The 16,359-nt window shown below is 71.0% G+C and carries 17 protein-coding genes and 1 pseudogene; 12 read left to right on the forward strand and 6 right to left on the reverse strand.

All coding sequences use genetic code 11. The annotated features are described in order from the left end of the window. Nucleotides 1-294: 294 nt before the first annotated feature. The 3 genes from fabG to BM424_RS16920 all read left to right on the forward strand — a co-directional run bounded on the left by fabG (nt 295) and on the right by BM424_RS16920 (nt 3,004). Nucleotides 295-999, forward strand: a complete 705-nt coding sequence (fabG, locus tag BM424_RS16910; RefSeq protein ID WP_093418845.1) for a beta-ketoacyl-ACP reductase — start codon at nt 295-297, stop codon at nt 997-999. A 91-nt stretch (nt 1,000-1,090) separates the two neighbouring features. Next, nucleotides 1,091-1,858: an enoyl-ACP reductase FabI gene (fabI, locus tag BM424_RS16915; RefSeq protein WP_093418847.1), complete on the forward strand. Its 768-nt coding sequence runs from the start codon at nt 1,091-1,093 to the stop codon at nt 1,856-1,858. Between the two features lie 129 nt (nt 1,859-1,987). Further along, nucleotides 1,988-3,004 (forward strand): ferrochelatase, encoded by a 1,017-nt coding sequence (locus BM424_RS16920; RefSeq protein WP_093418849.1) that lies wholly within the window; start codon nt 1,988-1,990, stop codon nt 3,002-3,004. A gap of 67 nt (nt 3,005-3,071) precedes the next feature. On the opposite strand, the gene BM424_RS16925 is transcribed toward BM424_RS16920, so the two are convergent. Then, nucleotides 3,072-3,866, reverse strand: coding sequence for a hypothetical protein (locus BM424_RS16925; protein WP_093418852.1), 795 nt, complete (start codon nt 3,864-3,866; stop codon nt 3,072-3,074). A gap of 130 nt (nt 3,867-3,996) precedes the next feature. On the opposite strand from BM424_RS16925, the gene BM424_RS16930 reads away from it, so the two are divergent. The 3 genes from BM424_RS16930 (at nt 3,997) to BM424_RS16940 (ending at nt 6,455) form a co-directional block, all read left to right on the forward strand. Beyond that, complete coding sequence (locus BM424_RS16930) at nt 3,997-4,803, forward strand: DUF3097 domain-containing protein (RefSeq protein WP_093418855.1); 807 nt, start codon at nt 3,997-3,999, stop codon at nt 4,801-4,803. Between the two features lie 72 nt (nt 4,804-4,875). Continuing rightward, nucleotides 4,876-5,304 carry an NfeD family protein gene (locus tag BM424_RS16935; protein WP_093418857.1) on the forward strand — a complete coding sequence of 143 codons (429 nt, stop codon included), beginning with the start codon at nt 4,876-4,878 and terminating at the stop codon, nt 5,302-5,304. 20 nt (nt 5,305-5,324) lie between these two features. Continuing rightward, nucleotides 5,325-6,455, forward strand: coding sequence for an SPFH domain-containing protein (locus BM424_RS16940; RefSeq protein ID WP_093418859.1), 1,131 nt, complete (start codon nt 5,325-5,327; stop codon nt 6,453-6,455). 40 nt (nt 6,456-6,495) lie between these two features. Here the strand turns inward: BM424_RS16940 and BM424_RS16945 are convergent. Continuing rightward, nucleotides 6,496-6,876 (reverse strand): annotated as a pseudogene (locus BM424_RS16945) (PAS domain S-box protein); the annotation flags it as partial. Between the two features lie 157 nt (nt 6,877-7,033). Further along, nucleotides 7,034-7,711, reverse strand: a complete 678-nt coding sequence (locus BM424_RS16950) for a GntR family transcriptional regulator (protein WP_093418864.1) — start codon at nt 7,709-7,711, stop codon at nt 7,034-7,036. Nucleotides 7,712-7,784: 73 nt separating this feature from the next. On the opposite strand from BM424_RS16950, the gene BM424_RS16955 reads away from it, so the two are divergent. Both BM424_RS16955 and BM424_RS16960 read left to right on the forward strand, forming a co-directional pair. Then, nucleotides 7,785-9,068 (forward strand): MFS transporter, encoded by a 1,284-nt coding sequence (locus tag BM424_RS16955; RefSeq protein ID WP_245775904.1) that lies wholly within the window; start codon nt 7,785-7,787, stop codon nt 9,066-9,068. Between the two features lie 68 nt (nt 9,069-9,136). After that, entirely contained in the window at nt 9,137-10,567 is a 1,431-nt protein-coding gene (locus tag BM424_RS16960; RefSeq protein ID WP_093418869.1) for an aldehyde dehydrogenase family protein, read from the forward strand. A 25-nt stretch (nt 10,568-10,592) separates the two neighbouring features. Here the strand turns inward: BM424_RS16960 and BM424_RS16965 are convergent, their stop codons facing one another. Both BM424_RS16965 and BM424_RS16970 read right to left on the reverse strand, forming a co-directional pair. Further along, entirely contained in the window at nt 10,593-11,996 is a 1,404-nt protein-coding gene (locus BM424_RS16965; protein WP_093418872.1) for an amidase, read from the reverse strand. A 19-nt stretch (nt 11,997-12,015) separates the two neighbouring features. Next, entirely contained in the window at nt 12,016-12,984 is a 969-nt protein-coding gene (locus tag BM424_RS16970; protein ID WP_093418875.1) for a D-2-hydroxyacid dehydrogenase, read from the reverse strand. 212 nt (nt 12,985-13,196) lie between these two features. On the opposite strand from BM424_RS16970, the gene BM424_RS16975 reads away from it, so the two are divergent. The 4 genes from BM424_RS16975 (at nt 13,197) to BM424_RS16990 (ending at nt 16,055) form a co-directional block, all read left to right on the forward strand. Then, a complete protein-coding gene (locus tag BM424_RS16975; protein WP_093418877.1) occupies nt 13,197-13,691 on the forward strand; it encodes a DUF3830 family protein in 495 nt (164 codons plus the stop codon). A 9-nt stretch (nt 13,692-13,700) separates the two neighbouring features. Further along, nucleotides 13,701-14,462 carry a maleate cis-trans isomerase family protein gene (locus tag BM424_RS16980; protein WP_093418880.1) on the forward strand — a complete coding sequence of 254 codons (762 nt, stop codon included), beginning with the start codon at nt 13,701-13,703 and terminating at the stop codon, nt 14,460-14,462. Between the two features lie 150 nt (nt 14,463-14,612). Continuing rightward, nucleotides 14,613-15,329, forward strand: a complete 717-nt coding sequence (locus tag BM424_RS16985) for a maleate cis-trans isomerase family protein (RefSeq protein ID WP_093418882.1) — start codon at nt 14,613-14,615, stop codon at nt 15,327-15,329. 33 nt (nt 15,330-15,362) lie between these two features. Further along, on the forward strand, nt 15,363-16,055 hold the full coding sequence (locus BM424_RS16990; protein ID WP_245775934.1) for a GntR family transcriptional regulator: 693 nt from the start codon (nt 15,363-15,365) through the stop codon (nt 16,053-16,055). 57 nt (nt 16,056-16,112) lie between these two features. Here the strand turns inward: BM424_RS16990 and BM424_RS16995 are convergent, their stop codons facing one another. Next, nucleotides 16,113-16,316 (reverse strand): DUF397 domain-containing protein, encoded by a 204-nt coding sequence (locus BM424_RS16995; protein WP_093418887.1) that lies wholly within the window; start codon nt 16,314-16,316, stop codon nt 16,113-16,115. Nucleotides 16,317-16,359: the final 43 nt, after the last annotated feature.

A 16,359-nucleotide genomic window follows, 5' to 3' on the forward strand; every position in this document is an offset into this window, starting at 1 on the left:
GTGGGATCCCTCTTCGCAGACGGTTGGGGGCAGGTCCTCGGGCAACGCAGGGGTTCGACCGCGCATTCCCGCAGGTGGATGTCGCTTGCACCACGCTCGTGGTGATCACCTCGAGCGTGGTGCGCCACCGTACTTGCCGCGGGGCGGGTTCGCCACGAACGGGGTGCGCCGGTGTGTAGGCGCGCCACGAGTTTGGGGCGCTTTTTGTGTCAGGAGTCGATGAGCGCTGCGGTGCGCTGAGCCGATACTGTCGCGGCTGAAACGAATCTTGGTGCGTTCGATGGGAGATCCACAGTGGCACGGTCCGTACTGGTGACCGGTGGTAACCGGGGCATCGGCCTGGCGATCGCGAGAGCGTTCGAGGCCGCCGGGGACAAGGTCGCGGTCACGCACCGCGGGTCGGGTGCCCCGGAGGGCCTGTTGGGCGTGCAGTGCGACGTCACCGATCCGGACCAGGTCGCGGCGGCGTTCGACGAGGTGGAGGACGCGCACGGGCGGGTCGAGGTGCTGGTGGCCAACGCGGGCATCACCGACGACACGTTGCTGCTGCGGATGAGCGAGGAGCAGTTCGGGCGGGTCATCGACGCGAACCTGGCGGGATCGTACCGGGTGGCCAAGCGGGCGGCGAGCAGCATGCTGCGCAACCGGTTCGGCCGGATGATCTTCATCTCGTCGGTGGTGGGCCTGTCGGGTGGTCCGGGTCAGGTCAACTACGCGGCGAGCAAGGCCGGTCTGGTGGGCATGGCGCGGTCGATCGCCCGGGAGCTGGGGTCGCGCAACATCACCGCGAACGTGGTCGCGCCGGGGTACGTGAGCACCGACATGACCGATGAGCTGCCGGAGGACCGCAAGAAGGAGATCCTCGGGCAGATCCCGCTGTCGCGGATGGCGGCTCCGGAGGAGGTCGCGGGTGCGGTGCGCTGGCTGGCCTCCGATGACGCCGGGTACGTGACCGGTGCGGTGATCCCGGTCGACGGCGGTCTGGGCATGGGGCACTGACGGTTTCGGTGGAGCTCCGGCACGCCGCGGGTGCCGGTCGTCGCGGCGCGGTGGTGTTCGCGGCGGGTGAATTTCTGGGAAGGACTTTTTCGTGAGCGGATTGCTCGAAGGCAAGCGCATCCTGGTGACCGGTGTGATCACCGATGCTTCGATCGCGTTCCACGCGGCCAAGGTGGCCCAGGAGCAGGGCGCGGAGGTCGTGCTGACCGGGTTCGGCCGGTTGAGCCTGGTGGAGCGGATCGCCACCCGGTTGCCGAAGCCGGCGCCGGTGCTGGAGCTGGACGTGACCAACGCCGAGCACCTGGAGACGCTGCCGGAGCGGGTGCGCGAGCACGTCGGTGGTCTGGACGGGGTGCTGCACTCGATCGGCTACGCGCCGGCGTCGTGCCTGGGCGGGGATTTCCTGGAGGCGCCGTGGGAGGACGTGTCCACGGCGGTGGAGATCTCGGCGTACTCGCTGAAGTCGTTGAGCACGGCGACGCTGCCGCTGCTGAGCGAGGGCTCGTCGATCGTGGGGATGGACTTCGACGCGCGGGTGGCGTGGCCGGCCTACGACTGGATGGGTGTGGCGAAGGCGGCGCTGGAGTCGACGTCGCGGTACCTGGCGCGGGAGCTGGGGCCGAAGGGCGTGCGGGTGAACCTGGTGTCGGCGGGTCCGGTGCGGACGATGGCGGCCAAGTCGATCCCGGGTTTCTCGGAGCTGGAGGCGGGCTGGGGTGACCGGGCTCCGCTGGGCTGGGACGTCAACGACCCGACTCCGGTGGCGAAGTCGATCTGCGCGGTGCTGTCGGACTGGCTGCCCGCGACGACCGGTTCGATGATCATGGTCGACGGCGGGGTGCACTCGCTGGGGATCTGATGGTCGGTGCTGTGCGAGGGCGGGGTTCCCATCGGGAGCCCCGCCCTCGTCGCGTGCGGAGGATTCCGTGGTTCACATCGGGTGCGCCCCGGTTGCGCGGGGGTGTTCGCGCGGCGCGATGATGGGGCGGTGAGCTTCGACGCGTTGTTGTTCCTGTCGTTCGGGGGGCCGGAGGGCCCGGAGGAAGTGCGGCCGTTCCTGGAGAACGTGACCCGGGGTCGGGGTGTGCCGCCGGAGCGTCTGGACGAGGTGGCCGAGCACTACCTGCACTTCGGCGGGGTGTCGCCGATCAACCGGCTGAACCAGGACATCATGGCCGCGCTGCGGTCCGAACTGGACGCGCAGGGGCGGGATCTGCCGGTGTACTTCGGCAACCGCAACTGGCATCCGATGGTGGAGGACACCGTGGCGCGGATGAGCGCCGACGGGGTGCGGCGGGCGCTGGTGTTCGCGACGTCGGCGTGGGGCGGTTATTCGGGCTGCAAGCAGTACCACGAGGACATCGCGCGGGCGCGCGAGTCGGTGGGCGAGGGGGCGCCGGAGCTGGTGAAGCTGCGGCAGTTCTTCGACCACCCGCTGTTCGTGGAGGCCAACGCCGACGCGGTGCGGGCGGCGTTCGAGCGGCTGGGGGAGCGGGCCGGGCAGGCGCGGCTGGTGTTCACCGCGCACTCGATCCCGCTGCGCGCGGAGGAGCCGGTGGGCCCGGACGGGCGGGGTCAGTGGTACTCGCGGCAGGTGGCCGAGGCGGCGCGGCTGGTGGCCGAGCAGGTGGGTGCGGAGACCTACGACGTGGTGTGGCAGTCGCGGTCGGGGCCGCCGCAGGTGCCGTGGCTGGAGCCCGACATCGTCGATCACATCGAGGACTTGCACGCCAAGGGCGTGGATTCGGTGGTGGTGAGCCCGATCGGGTTCGTCTCCGATCACCTGGAGGTGATCTGGGACCTGGACAACGAGGCGGCCGAGGCGGCGCAGGAGCGGGGGATGGGTTTCGCCCGGGCCGCCACCGCGGGCACGGATCCGCGGTTCGCGCGGATGATCGTGGAGCTCATCGCCGAGCACACCGACGGTGCGCCGGTGCGCAAGCTCTCGGAGTTCCCGGCGGCCGGGTCGACGGCCAACGGTGAGCCCTGCGCTCCCGGCTGCTGACGACCCTGTCGACGAAGAGGGCGGCCACCCCGCGATGGGGTGGCCGCCCTCGTGGCGTTTCAGGGGGTCAGGACTGGGTGGTCTGGTCGGCCAGGACGCGGACCATCTCGGCGACGCAGGCGCGGCGGGCGGCGCGCACCGAGTCGAACAGCGGGCGCAGCGCGTCGGTGCGGGCGCGGATGGCCGAGGCCGACAGGGCGCCGCCGGGGGAGTCCTCGGTGGCCACCCACAGGATGGCCTCGACCTCGGTGGCGCGCTGCAGGATCCGCAGGGTGCGCTGGGGGATGGTCTCCGGCCAGTCGGGGGCGGGTTTGGCGGCGATGGTGCGGGCGATCTCCTCGCGCACGCCGGGGCGCTGCTTGGCCACGCCGAGGTCGATGAGGGCGGTGGCGGCTTCGCGCATGGCCGAGGACATGCCGTGCTCGGCTTCGCCGATGGGCAGGTGCTCGGCGGGCGGGAGGTCGGCGGTGGCGTGCACGGTCCAGCGCAGGATGCCTTCGGCGATGCGTTCGGGGACCAGGCCCAGTCCGGCTTCGGGCAGCACCGCGGCTTCACCGGCGCGCATGGCCTGCTTGGACAGCGTGCTGGCGCCGTCGAGTCCGCGGGCGTCGCCGGGCACCGGCAGCGCCAGTTGGCCGGTGGAGGCCCCGGCTCTGCGCAGGGCGGCGAGCAGCAGGGCGGGGCCGGCGGGGGTGTCGTCGGGGCCGGGCAGGTCCAGGCGCGCGGCGAGTTCGTCGTCGGCGGCGCGGAACTCCTGCACCTCGGCCCAGGTCTGCAGGGCATCGAGCACGTCGTCCGAGGCGGCCGCGCCGTGCAGCCAGGCGGACGACCAGACAACCAGAGTGGCGCTTGGGCATGGCACGTCGGTAGAGGGTACGGATCGAAAACCCTTGCCGCGTCCCGGGGGAGGCGCGGTGTGACTCCGCCCATGGCGGTGTTGTCGCGGCGTGGCGGCACCACCCGGGGCCACGATCGGATTAGCGTGTGCGCTCGTGCGGTCGGTTGAGTACGGACGGGACGTCCTGGCGGGTTCGCGGCGCAAGAAGGTGCCGGAGGTGCCCGCGGAACCGGGGTTGGTCGTGGAGGACGCGGCCAGCGGTTTCTGCGGTGCGGTGCTGCGGGTGGACAAGGGCAACGTGGTGCTGGAGGACCGGCACGGCAAGCAGCGGTTGTTCCCGATGCGCCCGGCGGCGTTCCTGTTCGAGGGCAAGCCCGCGACGCTGGTCGCGGTGCCGGCGAAGGCTCCTGCGGCGGCGAAGCGGTCGGCGTCGGGGTCGGTGAAGGTGGAGGGTCTGCGGGCCCGCACCGCCCGGGGCAGCCGGATCTGGGTCGAGGGCATCCACGACGCGGAGCTGGTGGAGCGGATCTGGGGTCACGACCTGCGCGTGGAGGGCGTGGTGGTGGAGCCGCTGCACGGCGTCGACGACCTGCCGGGGTTGCTGGCGGAGTTCGGGCCGGAGCCGGGCCGCCGGGTGGGGGTGCTGGTGGATCACCTGGTGGCCGGCAGCAAGGAGTCGCGTCTGGTGGAGGGCATCACCGACGAGCACGTGATGATCACCGGGCATCCGTTCGTCGACATCTGGGAGGCGGTCAAGCCGTCGGCGGTGGGCATCCGGCAGTGGCCTTCGGTGCCGCGCGGTGAGGACTGGAAGACCGGGGTGTGCTCCCGGCTGGGCTGGGGTGAGCCGGCCGAGGGGTGGCGGCGCGTGCTGGCCGGGGCGAGCGGGTTCCGGGACGTGGAGACGCCGCTTTTGACGGCGGTGGAGCAGCTGATCGACTTCGTCACCGCTGACGGGTGAGATCGGATCACGCCTTGATCACGCGCCGCGAAATGCCGGTGCGACCTGGCACGTCCGTGCCACGATGGGGATATGACTCCTGCGCTGCTGTGGCTGATCGCCGGGGTGCTGCTGGTCGGCGCTGAAGCCCTGTCCGGGGACTTCGTGCTGGTCATGCTGGGCGCCGCGGCTCTGGGGGCCGCGGGGAGTTCGGCGCTGGGCATGCCGTTGGGCGTGGACGTGGCGGTGTTCGCGGTGCTCGCGCTGGGGTTGGTGGTGCTGGCGCGTCCGGCGATCAAGCGGCGGATGAGCCGAGCCGAGCTCAAGACGAACGCGGACGCGTTGGTCGGCAAGCACGCCCAGGTCGAGTCCACAGTGGATGCGCAGGGTGGTCGGGTCCGCATCGACGGCCAGGTGTGGTCGGCGCGGGCCCTGGACGAGACCCAGGTTATCGAGGTCGGTCGCACGGTCACCGTCATGGAGATCGCGGGCGCCACGGCAGTGGTGTGGGCCGAACCGTGAGGAGATGAGGCTTTGTGGGGATGGCCGAACTGATCGTGCTGGTGGTCGTGGTGCTGCTGGTGCTCATCGTCGTGGTCAAGGCCGTGATGGTGGTGCCGCAGGCGCAGTCGGCGGTGATCGAGCGGCTGGGCCGGTTCCGGACGGTGGCGCAGCCGGGGTTGAACCTGCTGGTGCCGTTCTTCGACCGGGTGCGGGCGCGCATCGACCTGCGGGAGCAGGTCGTGTCGTTCCCGCCGCAGCCGGTGATCACCCAGGACAACCTGACCGTGTCGATCGACACGGTGGTGTACTTCCAGGTCACCGATGCGCGGGCGGCGGTCTACGAGATCTCCAACTACATCGTGGCCGTGGAGCAGCTGACGACCACGACGCTGCGCAACGTGGTGGGCGCGATGAGCCTGGAGGAGACGCTGACCTCCCGCGACGCGATCAACACGCAGTTGCGCGGGGTGCTCGACACCGAGACCGGGCGGTGGGGCATCCGGGTGGCGCGGGTGGAGCTCAAGGCGATCGACCCGCCGCCGTCGATCAAGGACTCGATGGAGAAGCAGATGCGCGCCGACCGGGAGAAGCGCGCGATGATCCTCAACGCCGAGGGCACCCGGGAGTCGGCGATCAAGACCGCCGAGGGGCAGAAGCAGTCGGCGATCCTGGCGGCCGAGGGTGAAAAGCAGGCCGCGATCCTGGCCGCCGAGGCCGACCGGCAGTCCAGCATCCTGCGCGCGCAGGGTGATCGGGCCAGCCAGTACCTGAAGTCGCAGGGTCAGGCCAAGGCGATCGAGAAGGTCTTCGCGGCGGTCAAGCGGTCCAAGCCGACTCCGGAGCTGCTGGCCTACCAGTACCTGCAGACGTTGCCGGAGATGGCTCAGGGCGACGCGAACAAGGTGTGGATGGTGCCCAGCGACTTCGGCAAGTCGCTGGAGGGCTTCGCGCGGATGCTCGGCGCCCAGGGCGAGGACGGGGTGTTCCGCTACGAGCCGCCGCAGGAGCACACCGACGCCCCGCCGGCCGAGGACGTCGAGGAGTCGGTGCAGTCCTGGTTCGACACCTCCACCAACCCGGAGGTCGCCGAAGCGGTGCGCGCCGCGGAAGCGGTGGCCCGCAAGGAGGTTCCGCCCGCCAACGTGTCCCAGCCGCCGGAACAGGGCTGAGCTCGACAGCAGTGCGAGTGCGACTGCGTCCCGGTGCCGGTCATCCGGCGCCGGGACGCAGTCGTTGGGCGGGGAGTTCCAGGGGTGTGAAGGGCTGGGCGTCGTCGCGGGCGGCGGTGTAGGTGGCCGCGGCGCCGAGGGCGTGGCCGTAGGGGTCGCGCAGGACGCTGAACATGCCGGGGAAGACCCGGATTCGGCCGTCGTGGCAGGTCACGGGCAGGTGGATGGCGGTGCCCTCCAGGCCTGACTCACCGGTGTCCATGGCCCGGTGGAAGCCGTCCCAGTGGGCCTGCCGGTAGTCGCCGGGCACGATGAGGTCGAGGCTGGCGCCGAGGGCTTCGGCGCGGGGGTGGCCGAAGAGCCCTTCGGCAGCGTCGTTGAGAAGGACGATGGTGCCGCTGCGGTCGGCGACGATGACGGCCGAGGCGTGTTCGTTCCTGGGCCGATGATGCGGCCGGTCGAATCCGAGCGCTCTTCGACAACACCCCTTTCAGTTAACAGCCTTTGTGATTTCAGTGCACGCCGAAATCAATGCTCCACATCGCACCTCCGCACACCACGTCACCGAAGAACCGGCTTCAGGCCTCGGAGGAGGGGTCCAGGTAGGGGCCCCCGGCGATGCCGAGGGCGCGGACGGTGCCCAGCAGGTGTTCGCGCAGCAGGGCCTTGGTCTGCTCGGCGTCTCCGGCGGCGAGGGTGTCGGCCAGGACGCCGTGCTGGTGGGTGATGCGCTCGCGCGCGGAGTGGGTGCGGGCGGTGGCGGTGATGCGCATCTGCTTGTCGCGCAGCGTGTTGTAGAGGTCGGTGACCACCGGGTTGCCGGCGGCGCTGACGAGGGTGGCGTGGAAGGCGCGGTCGGCGACGTGCATCTCGGCGTCGCTGAGGTCGGTGCCGTCGCAGGCCGGGTGGGCGGCCAGCTCGCGGCCGATGGCGGCCATCGCCTCGGCGCCTTCGATGGCGAGCTTGTCGATGGCGAAGCTCTCCAGGGCCAGCCGGGCCTCGATCACGGCCCGGGCTTCGCCGGCGCCGACCGGCACGACCAGGGCGCCGCGCTTGGGGTAGAGCTTGAGGAAGCCCTCCGATTGCAGGCGCAGGAAGGCTTCGCGGACGGGTGTGCGCGACATCTGCAGGGCGCCGGCCACCTCTCCTTCGCTGAGCAGCTCGCCGTCGGGGAAGCTGCCGTCGAGGAGTCCGGACTTGACGTGCTGGTACGCGCGGTCGGCCGCCGGCGTTTCGGATGCTGTTGCGCTCGACACGTGTGCATCCTACTTCCACCCCTCTTGTATCTAAGATGGATACAAGTTGTTTTCTTTCGGGGAGGGGTAGCACGTGTCCACCACAGTCGAAGCCGCGCCGCCGCACCGGGCGAGCAGCGGGCCGGGCGCAACGAGCCGCATGGCCTGGCTGATCTGGGGCGTGGGGGCGCTGTGCTACTGCGCGGCGCTGTTCCACCGCGCCGGGCTGGGCGTGGCCGCGCCCGAGGCCGTGCAGCGCTTCGACGCCGGACCGGGTGTGCTCGCCCTGTTCTCCGCCCTGCAGCTGGGCGTGTACCTGGTGCTGCAGATCCCGGCCGGACTGCTGGCCGACCGGCTCGGACCCCGCAAGGTCATCACCGGCGGCATGATCGCCCTGGCGGTGGGCTCGGCGGTGTTCGCGCTGAGCGGGTCGATCGTAGGCGGTATCGCCGGGCGGATGCTCATCGGCTTCGGTGACGCGTTCATGTTCACCAACGTGCTGCGGCTGGCCGCGCACTGGTTCCCGCCGCAGCGCTACGGCAAGGTCGCGGCGCTGACCGGGCTGGCCGGTGGTCTCGGCCAGGTCGTCTCGACGCTGCCGCTGAGCCTGTCGCTGCACTCGCTGGGCTGGGTGCCCACGTTCCTGGGCGCGGCGGCGCTGACCGCGGCGCTGGGCCTGGCGGCGGCGCTGATCATCCGCGACCGCGACTCCTCGGCCCCGGCTCCGGAGCCGGGTGAGTCCGAGCCGGTGGGTGAGCGGATCGTGCACAGCCTGCGGGCGGTGATCGCCCAGCGCGGCACGGGGCACTCGTTCTGGACGCACTTCGTGCTCATGGCCCAGTTCGTCGCCATCACCACGCTGTGGGGCGGGCCGTGGCTGGGCGAGGCGCAGGGGCACGGCCAGTCGGAGATCGGTTCGCTGCTGCTGCTGAGCGTGCTCGGGTTCATCGCGGGGTCGTGGCTGGCCGGGCAGTACGTGTCGGGCAGGCCGCGGCGGCGTGAGCGCTACACGCTGGGGTTGTCGGTGCTGGTCGTGGTCGTGTGGGGGCTGATGGTCGGCTGGCCGGGTGCGTTGCCGCTGCCGCTGCTGGTGGTGGCGCTGCTGGCGATCGGTGTGGCCGGGGGTGCGGCGATGCTGGCCTTCGACGGTGCGCGGATGGCCAACGCCGAGCACCGCTCCGGTACTGCCACGGGTGTGGTGAACATGGGTGGTTTCAGCGCTGCGGTGCTGATCCAGCTGCTGGTCGGTGCGGTGCTGGAGCTGGTGTCGGGTCTGGATCCGGCGGTGGGCTACCGGTGGGCGTTCCTGCCGGTGCTGGCGCTGCTGGTGATCGGGACGGTCGCGCAGTGGTGGTTGCGCGAGCCCGCTCGGCGGTGAGGTCGCGGCGTTAGCCTCGGAGCCGGTGGCCGGTCACAGGCGACCGGCCCGGTTCCGAGGGGTGTGGCGTGACGGGGTGGCAGCTGCGCAACCTGGTCGGCGGCGAGTCGGTTCCGGCGGTGGGTGGTGCGAGGTCGGAGCTGGTGGATCCGAGCACCGGTGAGGTGTGCGGGTCGGCTCCGCTGTCGCGGTGGGCCGATGTCGATGCGGTGATGCCGGTGGCCGCGGCGGCGTTCGAGTCGTGGTCGGGGTCCACGCCGCGGCAGCGTCAGGAGGCGTTGCTGGGGTTGGCGGCGGTGCTGGAGGCGCGGGCCGAGGAGCTGGTGCTGGCCGAGTGCCGGGTGACGGGCAAGTCGTTCGAGGTGGTGCGCGGCCGGGAGTTGCCGTGGGCGGTGGATCTGCTGCGGTTCTACGCGGGTGCGGCGCGGGTGGAGCCGGGTACGGCCGGTGGTGAGTTCGTGTCGGGGTGCACGTCGTTCACGCGTCGGGAGCCGATCGGGGTGTGCGCGGCGGTGACGTCGTGGACGCATCCGCTGGTGCAGGCCGCGGCCAAGATCGGGCCGGCGGTGGCGGCGGGTAACGCGGTGGTGCTCAAGCCGGCGGAGACCACGCCGGTGAGTTCGGTTCTGGTGGGTGAGTGGGCGGGTGAGGTTCTGCCGCCGGGTGTGCTCAACGTGGTGTGCGGGGATCGTGACAGCGGGCGGGCGTTGGTGGCGCACGAGGTGCCGGGGATGTTCTCGATCACGGGCACGGTGCGGTCGGGCATGGAGGTGGCGGGGTCGGCGGCGGTGGATTTGAAGCGGGCGCATCTGCAGTTGGGTGGTAAGGCGCCCGCGGTGGTGTTCGCGGATGCGGATCTGGGGCGTGCTGCGGAGGGGATCGCGTCGGCGGCGTTCGGCAACGCGGGGCAGAGCTGCACGGCGGCGAGCCGGGTGCTGGTGCAGGAGGGGGTGCGGGAGGAGTTGGTGGGGCGGTTGGTGGAGTGCGCGGGCCGGTGGCGGCCGGGTCCGCCGCAGGACGTGGATGCGGCGTTCGGTCCGCTCAACAGCGCTGGTCAGCTGGAGCGGGTGTTGGAGCGGTTGGCGCGGTTGCCGGAGGGGGCTCGGGTGGTGGCCGGTGGGCGGCGTCGGGGTGAGCGGGGTTTCTTCTTGGAGGCAACGGTCGTCGACGGGGTGGGTCAGGACGATGAGCTGGTGCAGCACGAGGTGCTGGGTCCGGTGGTGACGGTGCAGTCGTTCGCTGATGAGGACGAGGCGGTGGTGTTGGCCAACGGGGTGCGCTACGGGTTGACGGCGAGCGTGTGGACGCGTGATCACGGCCGGGCGATGCGGATGTCGCGGCGGTTGCTGGCGGGCACGGTGTGGATCAACACCCATGACGTGCTGGTGGCGGAGATGCCGCACTCGGGTTTCAAGCATTCGGCGTCGGCGCGGGATTTCGGCGTGCATGGGCTGCAGGACTACACCCGCATCAAGCACGTCCTCTCAGCGTGGGACTAGGGCTCTGTCCTGTGTGATCGTGTCGCTAGCCGCGTGGTGTGGTGGTGCGCGGCCAGGGGTGGGCTTGTTCGTAGGCGTGGGCGGCGCGCAGGACGGTGGCGTCGTGGTGGCGGGCGCCGATGATCTGCAGGCCGATGGGCAGGCCGTCGTCGGTGCGGCCGCAGGGGATGCTGGCGGCGGGCTGCTGGGTCATGTTGAAGGGGTAGGTGAAGGGCGTCCAGCTGGTCCAGCGGTCGCCGTCGGTGGGGGATTCGCGGCCTGCGGCGAAGGCGGGGATGGGTGTGGTGGGGGTCAGCAGCAGGTCGTAGGTCTGGTGGAAGGCGCCCATGCGCTGGCCCAGGATCATGCGGGTGTTGGTGGCTTCGAGGTAGTCCTGGGCGGTGTAGGTGAGGCCGTGGCGGCAGATCTCGGCGAGTCCGGGGTCGAGGGTGGCGCGCTGGTCGTCGGTGAGGTGTTCGGTGGCTTTGGCGGCTCCGGCGAACCACAGGACGTGGAAGTCCTCGCGGGGGTCGGTGATGCCGGGGTCTGTGGTCTCGACGTGGGCGCCGAGTTCTTCGAAGGCGGTGGCGGCGCGGGTGAGGGCGTGGGCGATCTGCGGGTCGACGGGGGTGCCGAAGCCGAGGTCGTGGCTGACGGCGATGCGCAGGCCGGTGAGCGGTCCGCCGAGGTGGTCGAGGAAGGAGTCGGTGGGTGCGGGTAGTGCGGACCAGTCGCGGGGGTCGGGGTGGGCGAGGACGTCGAGCATGAGGGCGGTGTCGGTGATGGTGGTGGTCATGGGTCCGGCGTGGGAGAGGGTGCCGAAGGGGCTGGCCGGGTAGAGGGGGATGCGGCCGTAGGTGGGTTTGAGGGTGGCGATGCCGCAGAAGGAGGCGGGGATGCGCACGGATCCGCCGCCGTCGGTGCCCAGGGCCAGGGGTGCCATGCCGCTGGCGACGGCTGCGGCCGCTCCGCCGGAGGAGCCGCCCGCGGTGCGGGAGGTGTCGTGGGGGTTGCGGGTGATGCCGTGCCGGGGGCTGTCGGTGACGCCTTTCCAGGCGAGTTCGGGGGTGGTGGTCTTGCCGACGAGCACGGCGTTGTGGGCGCGCAGGAGTGCCACGGCGGGGGCGTCTTCGGTCCAGGGGCCTGCGGCGTCGATGGTGCGGGAGCCGCGCAGGGTGGGGTGGCCTCGGGTGAGGAAGAGGTCTTTGACGGAGGTGGGCACGCCGTCGAGGCGTCCTGCGGGTTGGCCGCGGTGCCAGCGCTGCTCGGATTGGCGGGCTGCGGCGAGGGTGGTGTCGGGGTCGAGGTGGCAGTAGGCGTTGATGGCGGGGTCGTGGTCGTCGATGCGCTGCAGGACGGCTTGGCAGGCTTCGACGGGGGAGAGGGTTCCGGCGGCGTAGGCGGCGAGCAGTTCGGTGGCGGACAGCTCGGTGGGCCGGGTGCGGGCCATGGCGTCTCCGGAAGGTGTGTCAGGTGGTGACGTAGCCGCGGTGCTTGTCGACGACGTTGCGCAGGTCGGTGCCGTGGGTGAAGGCGCGCAGGTTGTGCAGGAACAGGTCGACGAGTTCGTCGGTCCAGCCGAGGGTGTCGCCGGACATGTGCGGGGAGAGCAGCACGTTGGGCATCTCCCACAGGGGTGAGTCGGTGGGCAGCGGTTCGGTGTCGAAGACGTCGAGGGCGGCTCCGGCGATCTGGCCTTGCTGCAGGGCGGTGATCAGGGCGGGCTGGTCGACGTGCTCACCGCGGCCGACGTTGATGAGCCGGGCGGTGGGGCGCATGGCGGCGAGGACGTCGGCGTTGATGAGCCCGTGGGTCTGGGGTGTCAGGGGTGCGGCGCAGATGAGGAAGTCGTAGTCGCCGGCGACGCGGGTGAGTTCGTCGGAGGCGTGGATGTCGCCGAAGTCGGGGTCGCCGGTGCGTGCGGTGCGGCCGGCTCCGGCGACGTGCACGCCGGTGGCGGTGAGCTGGCGGGCGATGGCGCGGCCGATGGGTCCGGTGCCGATGACGAGTGCGGTTTTGCCTGCGAGGCGGTCGGTGACGCGGTGCTGCCACTGCTTGCGGTCTTGCAGGCGCAGGGTGGTGTGCATGTCCTTGGTGAAGGTCAGCGCGGTGCCGAGGACGTATTCGGCGATGGGCTGGTCGAACACGCCTCGGGAGTTGGTGAGGGCGACGGGTGAGTCGCGGAGTTCGGGGAACAGCAGGCGGTCGACTCCGGCGCTGGCGGCGTGGATCCAGCGCAGCGCGTCGGCGTGGGGCCAGGCGTCGGCGATGGCCTGGGAGCGGAAGGCCCACACGAACAGGGCGTCGGTGCCGGGCAGGGCGTGGGGGAGTTCGTCGCCGGTGGCGTAGCGCAGGTCGGCGTGCTCGGCGATGCGGGCCATTTCGGCGGGGGCGTCGCCGTCGTGGAGGACGACGACGGTGGGGCGGGTGTGGCTCATGCCGTTGACCTTAGGTCCGCAGGGGTGGTGGGTGATCGTCTCCCACGCCGGTTACGCGCGTGTTTCCCCCGGTGCGGGGCGTGGAAGTGGGGGTTCGGGGAGGCATTGACACGCTAGGAACGGTTCGTAGGATTGTCAACAATCCACTGGGCGACGGCGGGGCCGGCACGCAGGGGAGTGCATTCGCATCATCACCGCACAGGAGTGGATCTATGCCCAGGTACCTGTCGATCACGTTGGAGAAGCGCGGGGTGTCGTGCGTGGCGGAGCTGCTCGACGCCGACGCTCCCCGCACCTGCGAGGCGGTGTGGAACGCGCTGCCGCAGGTCGGTCCGGTGCACCACGCCAAGTACGCGCGCAACGAGATCTACACGATGGTTCCGCGCTTCGCCGCCGACGAGCCCGGGCAGGAGAACCCGACGGTCACGCCCATCCCGGGTGATGTCGTCTACTTCTCCTTCCCCGGCGGCATGCTGGACCGGGAGTTCAAGCAGGACAAGGGGATCGAGGAGTTGCCGGGGGTGATCGACCTGGCGATCTTCTACGGGCGCAACAACCTGCTGCTCAACGGCGACGTGGGCTGGGTGCCCGGCAACGTCTACGCCACGATCGTGGAGGGGCTGGCCGAGATGGCCGAGGCCTGCAACGACGTGTGGCGTTCGGGCAGCGTCGGGGAGACGCTGCGCTACGACCGGTTCGAGCGGTAGGCGGCGGCGATGACCACCGAGGACTTCCTCGGCGCGATGCCGGGGCCGGGTGCGCAGCGGGGGATCGGGGTGATCGCCCCGTTCGACCTGGCGCTGGACCGCGAGCTGTGGCGGTGGGTGCCGCCGGAGGTGTCGCTGCACGTCACGCGCACGCCGTTCGTGCCGGTTCCGGTGAGCGTGGAGCAGGCGAGCCTGGTCTCGGACGAGGCGGCGGTGCACGCGGCGACCCGTGATCTGCTGGTGCCCGAGCCGGAGGTGGTGGCCTACGCCTGCACGTCGGGCAGTTTCGTCGACGGTGCGGGTGGGCAGCGGCGGCTGGTGGAGGTGATGTGCGAGGCGGGTGCGCCGGAGGCGGTGACGACCTCGGGTGCGCTGGTGCAGGCCTTGGAGCTGCTGGGGGTGGGTCATCTGGCGATCGCCACTCCCTACGTCGTGGGCATCACCGACCGGTTGTGCGCGTTCCTCGGTGAGCACGGCATCGGGGTGGCCGCCAGCGAGGGGCTGGGGCTGGACGGGCGGATCTGGACCACCCGCTACAGCGAGGTGGTGGAGATCGTGCGCTCCGCCGACCGCCCGGAGGCCGATGCGGTGTTCATCTCGTGCACGAACCTGCCCACCTACGACTTGATCGGCCCGCTGGAGCAGGAGTTGGGCAAGCCGGTGCTCACGGCCAATCAGGTCACGATGTGGGCGGCGTTGCGGGCGATGGGACTGGCCGGGGTGGGTGCCGAGCAGCGGCTGCTGCAGGCGGTGGGTGCCTCGGCGGCGTGACCGGTTCGGGTGCTCTCGGGCCGTAAAGAAGACATCACGAACGCTCCACCGGCCGCGAACTCTGCGGTAACATTGTCGACAATCGACACCCCGTTTCGGGTGCGCAGGGCGTGGTCGTTGGACGTGACAAGCACAGGATGGAGCTTCCCGGTGCCGCACACCGCAGGAATTCTGTATCCCGGCTTCAGCGCCGAAGACGACTACCCGACTTTGCAGCACCTGCTGGGCGAGGACGTGCGCCTGCCGCTGGTGCACACGCTCATGCGCGAGGACGCCCACCGGGTGGACGCGCTGCTGGACGTGGGCTCCGAGCAGGTGCTGGCCGAGGGAGCCCGCGCGCTGGGCCCGGTGGACTCGGTGATCTGGGCGTGCACCTCGGGCAGTTTCGTCTTCGGCTGGGACGGGGCGCGCGAGCAGGTCGACAAGCTGCGCGCGGTGACCGGGGTGCCCACCTCGAGCACGTCGTTCGCGTTCGTCCACGCCGCCGCGCACCTGGGTGTGTCGCGGGTGGCGGTGGCGGCGACGTATCCGGCGGAGGTGGCGGCCCGGTTCGTGGAGTTCTTGCACGCGGCGGGCCTGGACGTGGTCGGGATGGCCGCGCGGGGCATCGTCACCGCCGCCGAGGTCGGCACCTTGGGCCGGGAGGCGGTGCTGGAGTTCGCCGCGGCCCACGATCACCCCGAGGCCGAGGCGCTGCTGCTGCCGGACACGGCGCTGCACACCGCGGCCTGGCTGGAGGACCTGCACGCGCGGGTGGGCAAACCGGTGCTGACCGCCAATCAGGTCAGCGCCTGGGAGGCGTTGCGGCTGGCCGGGGACGACCGGCCGCGGCACGGATTGGGAGCGCTGTTCGCCGCAGGTCGGTGAGCGCGTTTCGCGGATGAGGAAATGGTGAGCGCAGTGCTCGGGACCGAGGAGCAGAACCAGCAGCCCGGTGAGCTGGAGCCGGTGCAGCGCAAGTCCACGGCGGCGATCGTGGCCGATCAGCTGCGCGCGGCGATCATGTACGGGTCGTTGCCCCCGGGGTCGCAGTTGGGTGAGGCGGAGCTGGCGCAGCGGTTGGGTGTGAGCCGGGGTCCGTTGCGGGAGGCGATGCAGCGGCTGGTGGCCGAGGGGTTGCTGCGCAGCGAGCCGCATCGCGGGCTGTTCGTGATGGATCTCGACACCGATGACGTCGCCGACATCTACCTGGCGAGGCTGGCGGTGGAGCGGGCGGCGTGCGAGCAGATCGTGCGGCATCACCGGGTGGAGGCGGTGGCGGAGCTGACCGCCGCGCAGTCGCGGATGGTGGCCGCGGCGGGCAAGGGCGATGCCATTGAGCTCGCCGATGCCGACCAGGAGTTCCACGAGACCCTGGTGCGCGTGTCGGGCAGTGCCCGGCTGCAGCGCATGGCCCAGACGCTGCTGGTGGAAAAGCGCATGTGCCTGACGGCGCTGCAGGACAAGTACCACGCCGACGTCCAAGCGCTCGTCGACGAGCACCGGGGCCTGGTCGACGCCATCGAGGTCGGCGACGAGGCGTTGTTGCTGGCCCGCCTGGAGGGCCACATGAACGACGCCCTCGACCGCCTCAACGGCTCCCTCGCCCAGTAACCCCTGCACGAAACCGTGTGCCCGCCGGACGATTTCCGCCCGGCGGGCACACGTGTGTCAGGCGCTGAAGCGATCGGTCTTGACCGCGTGGACGAAGTCCCGCCACTGCGCTGCTGTGGCGGTGAAGAACCCTTGCTGACGGTCCTTGGTGTCGCGCACAGCCGCCTGGCCGTGCGGGAGCCGACCGATCTCGACGCAGGCTTCGCCGTTCTGAGACCGTGTCGACGTCCGCCAATTGTCGGGCTTGTGCGGTGACGTCATCCTGTCAATCCATTCTGTCGATCACACCGGCGATGAGCTCACA

This window comes from Saccharopolyspora flava (assembly GCF_900116135.1).
GTDB lineage: Bacteria > Actinomycetota > Actinomycetes > Mycobacteriales > Pseudonocardiaceae > Saccharopolyspora > Saccharopolyspora flava.

Excerpts from the sequence above, each read along its gene's own strand:
- BM424_RS16975 (WP_093418877.1), top strand. The coding sequence starts at position 13,197 with ATGCCCAGGTACCTGTCGATCACGTTGGAGAAGCGCGGGGTGTCGTGC.
- BM424_RS16940 (WP_093418859.1), top strand. The coding sequence starts at position 5,325 with ATGGCCGAACTGATCGTGCTGGTGGTCGTGGTGCTGCTGGTGCTCATC.
- BM424_RS16935 (WP_093418857.1), top strand. The coding sequence starts at position 4,876 with ATGACTCCTGCGCTGCTGTGGCTGATCGCCGGGGTGCTGCTGGTCGGC.
- BM424_RS16980 (WP_093418880.1), top strand. The coding sequence starts at position 13,701 with ATGACCACCGAGGACTTCCTCGGCGCGATGCCGGGGCCGGGTGCGCAG.
- BM424_RS16970 (WP_093418875.1), bottom strand. The coding sequence starts at position 12,984 with ATGAGCCACACCCGCCCCACCGTCGTCGTCCTCCACGACGGCGACGCC.
- BM424_RS16965 (WP_093418872.1), bottom strand. The coding sequence starts at position 11,996 with ATGGCCCGCACCCGGCCCACCGAGCTGTCCGCCACCGAACTGCTCGCC.
- BM424_RS16995 (WP_093418887.1), bottom strand. The coding sequence starts at position 16,316 with ATGACGTCACCGCACAAGCCCGACAATTGGCGGACGTCGACACGGTCT.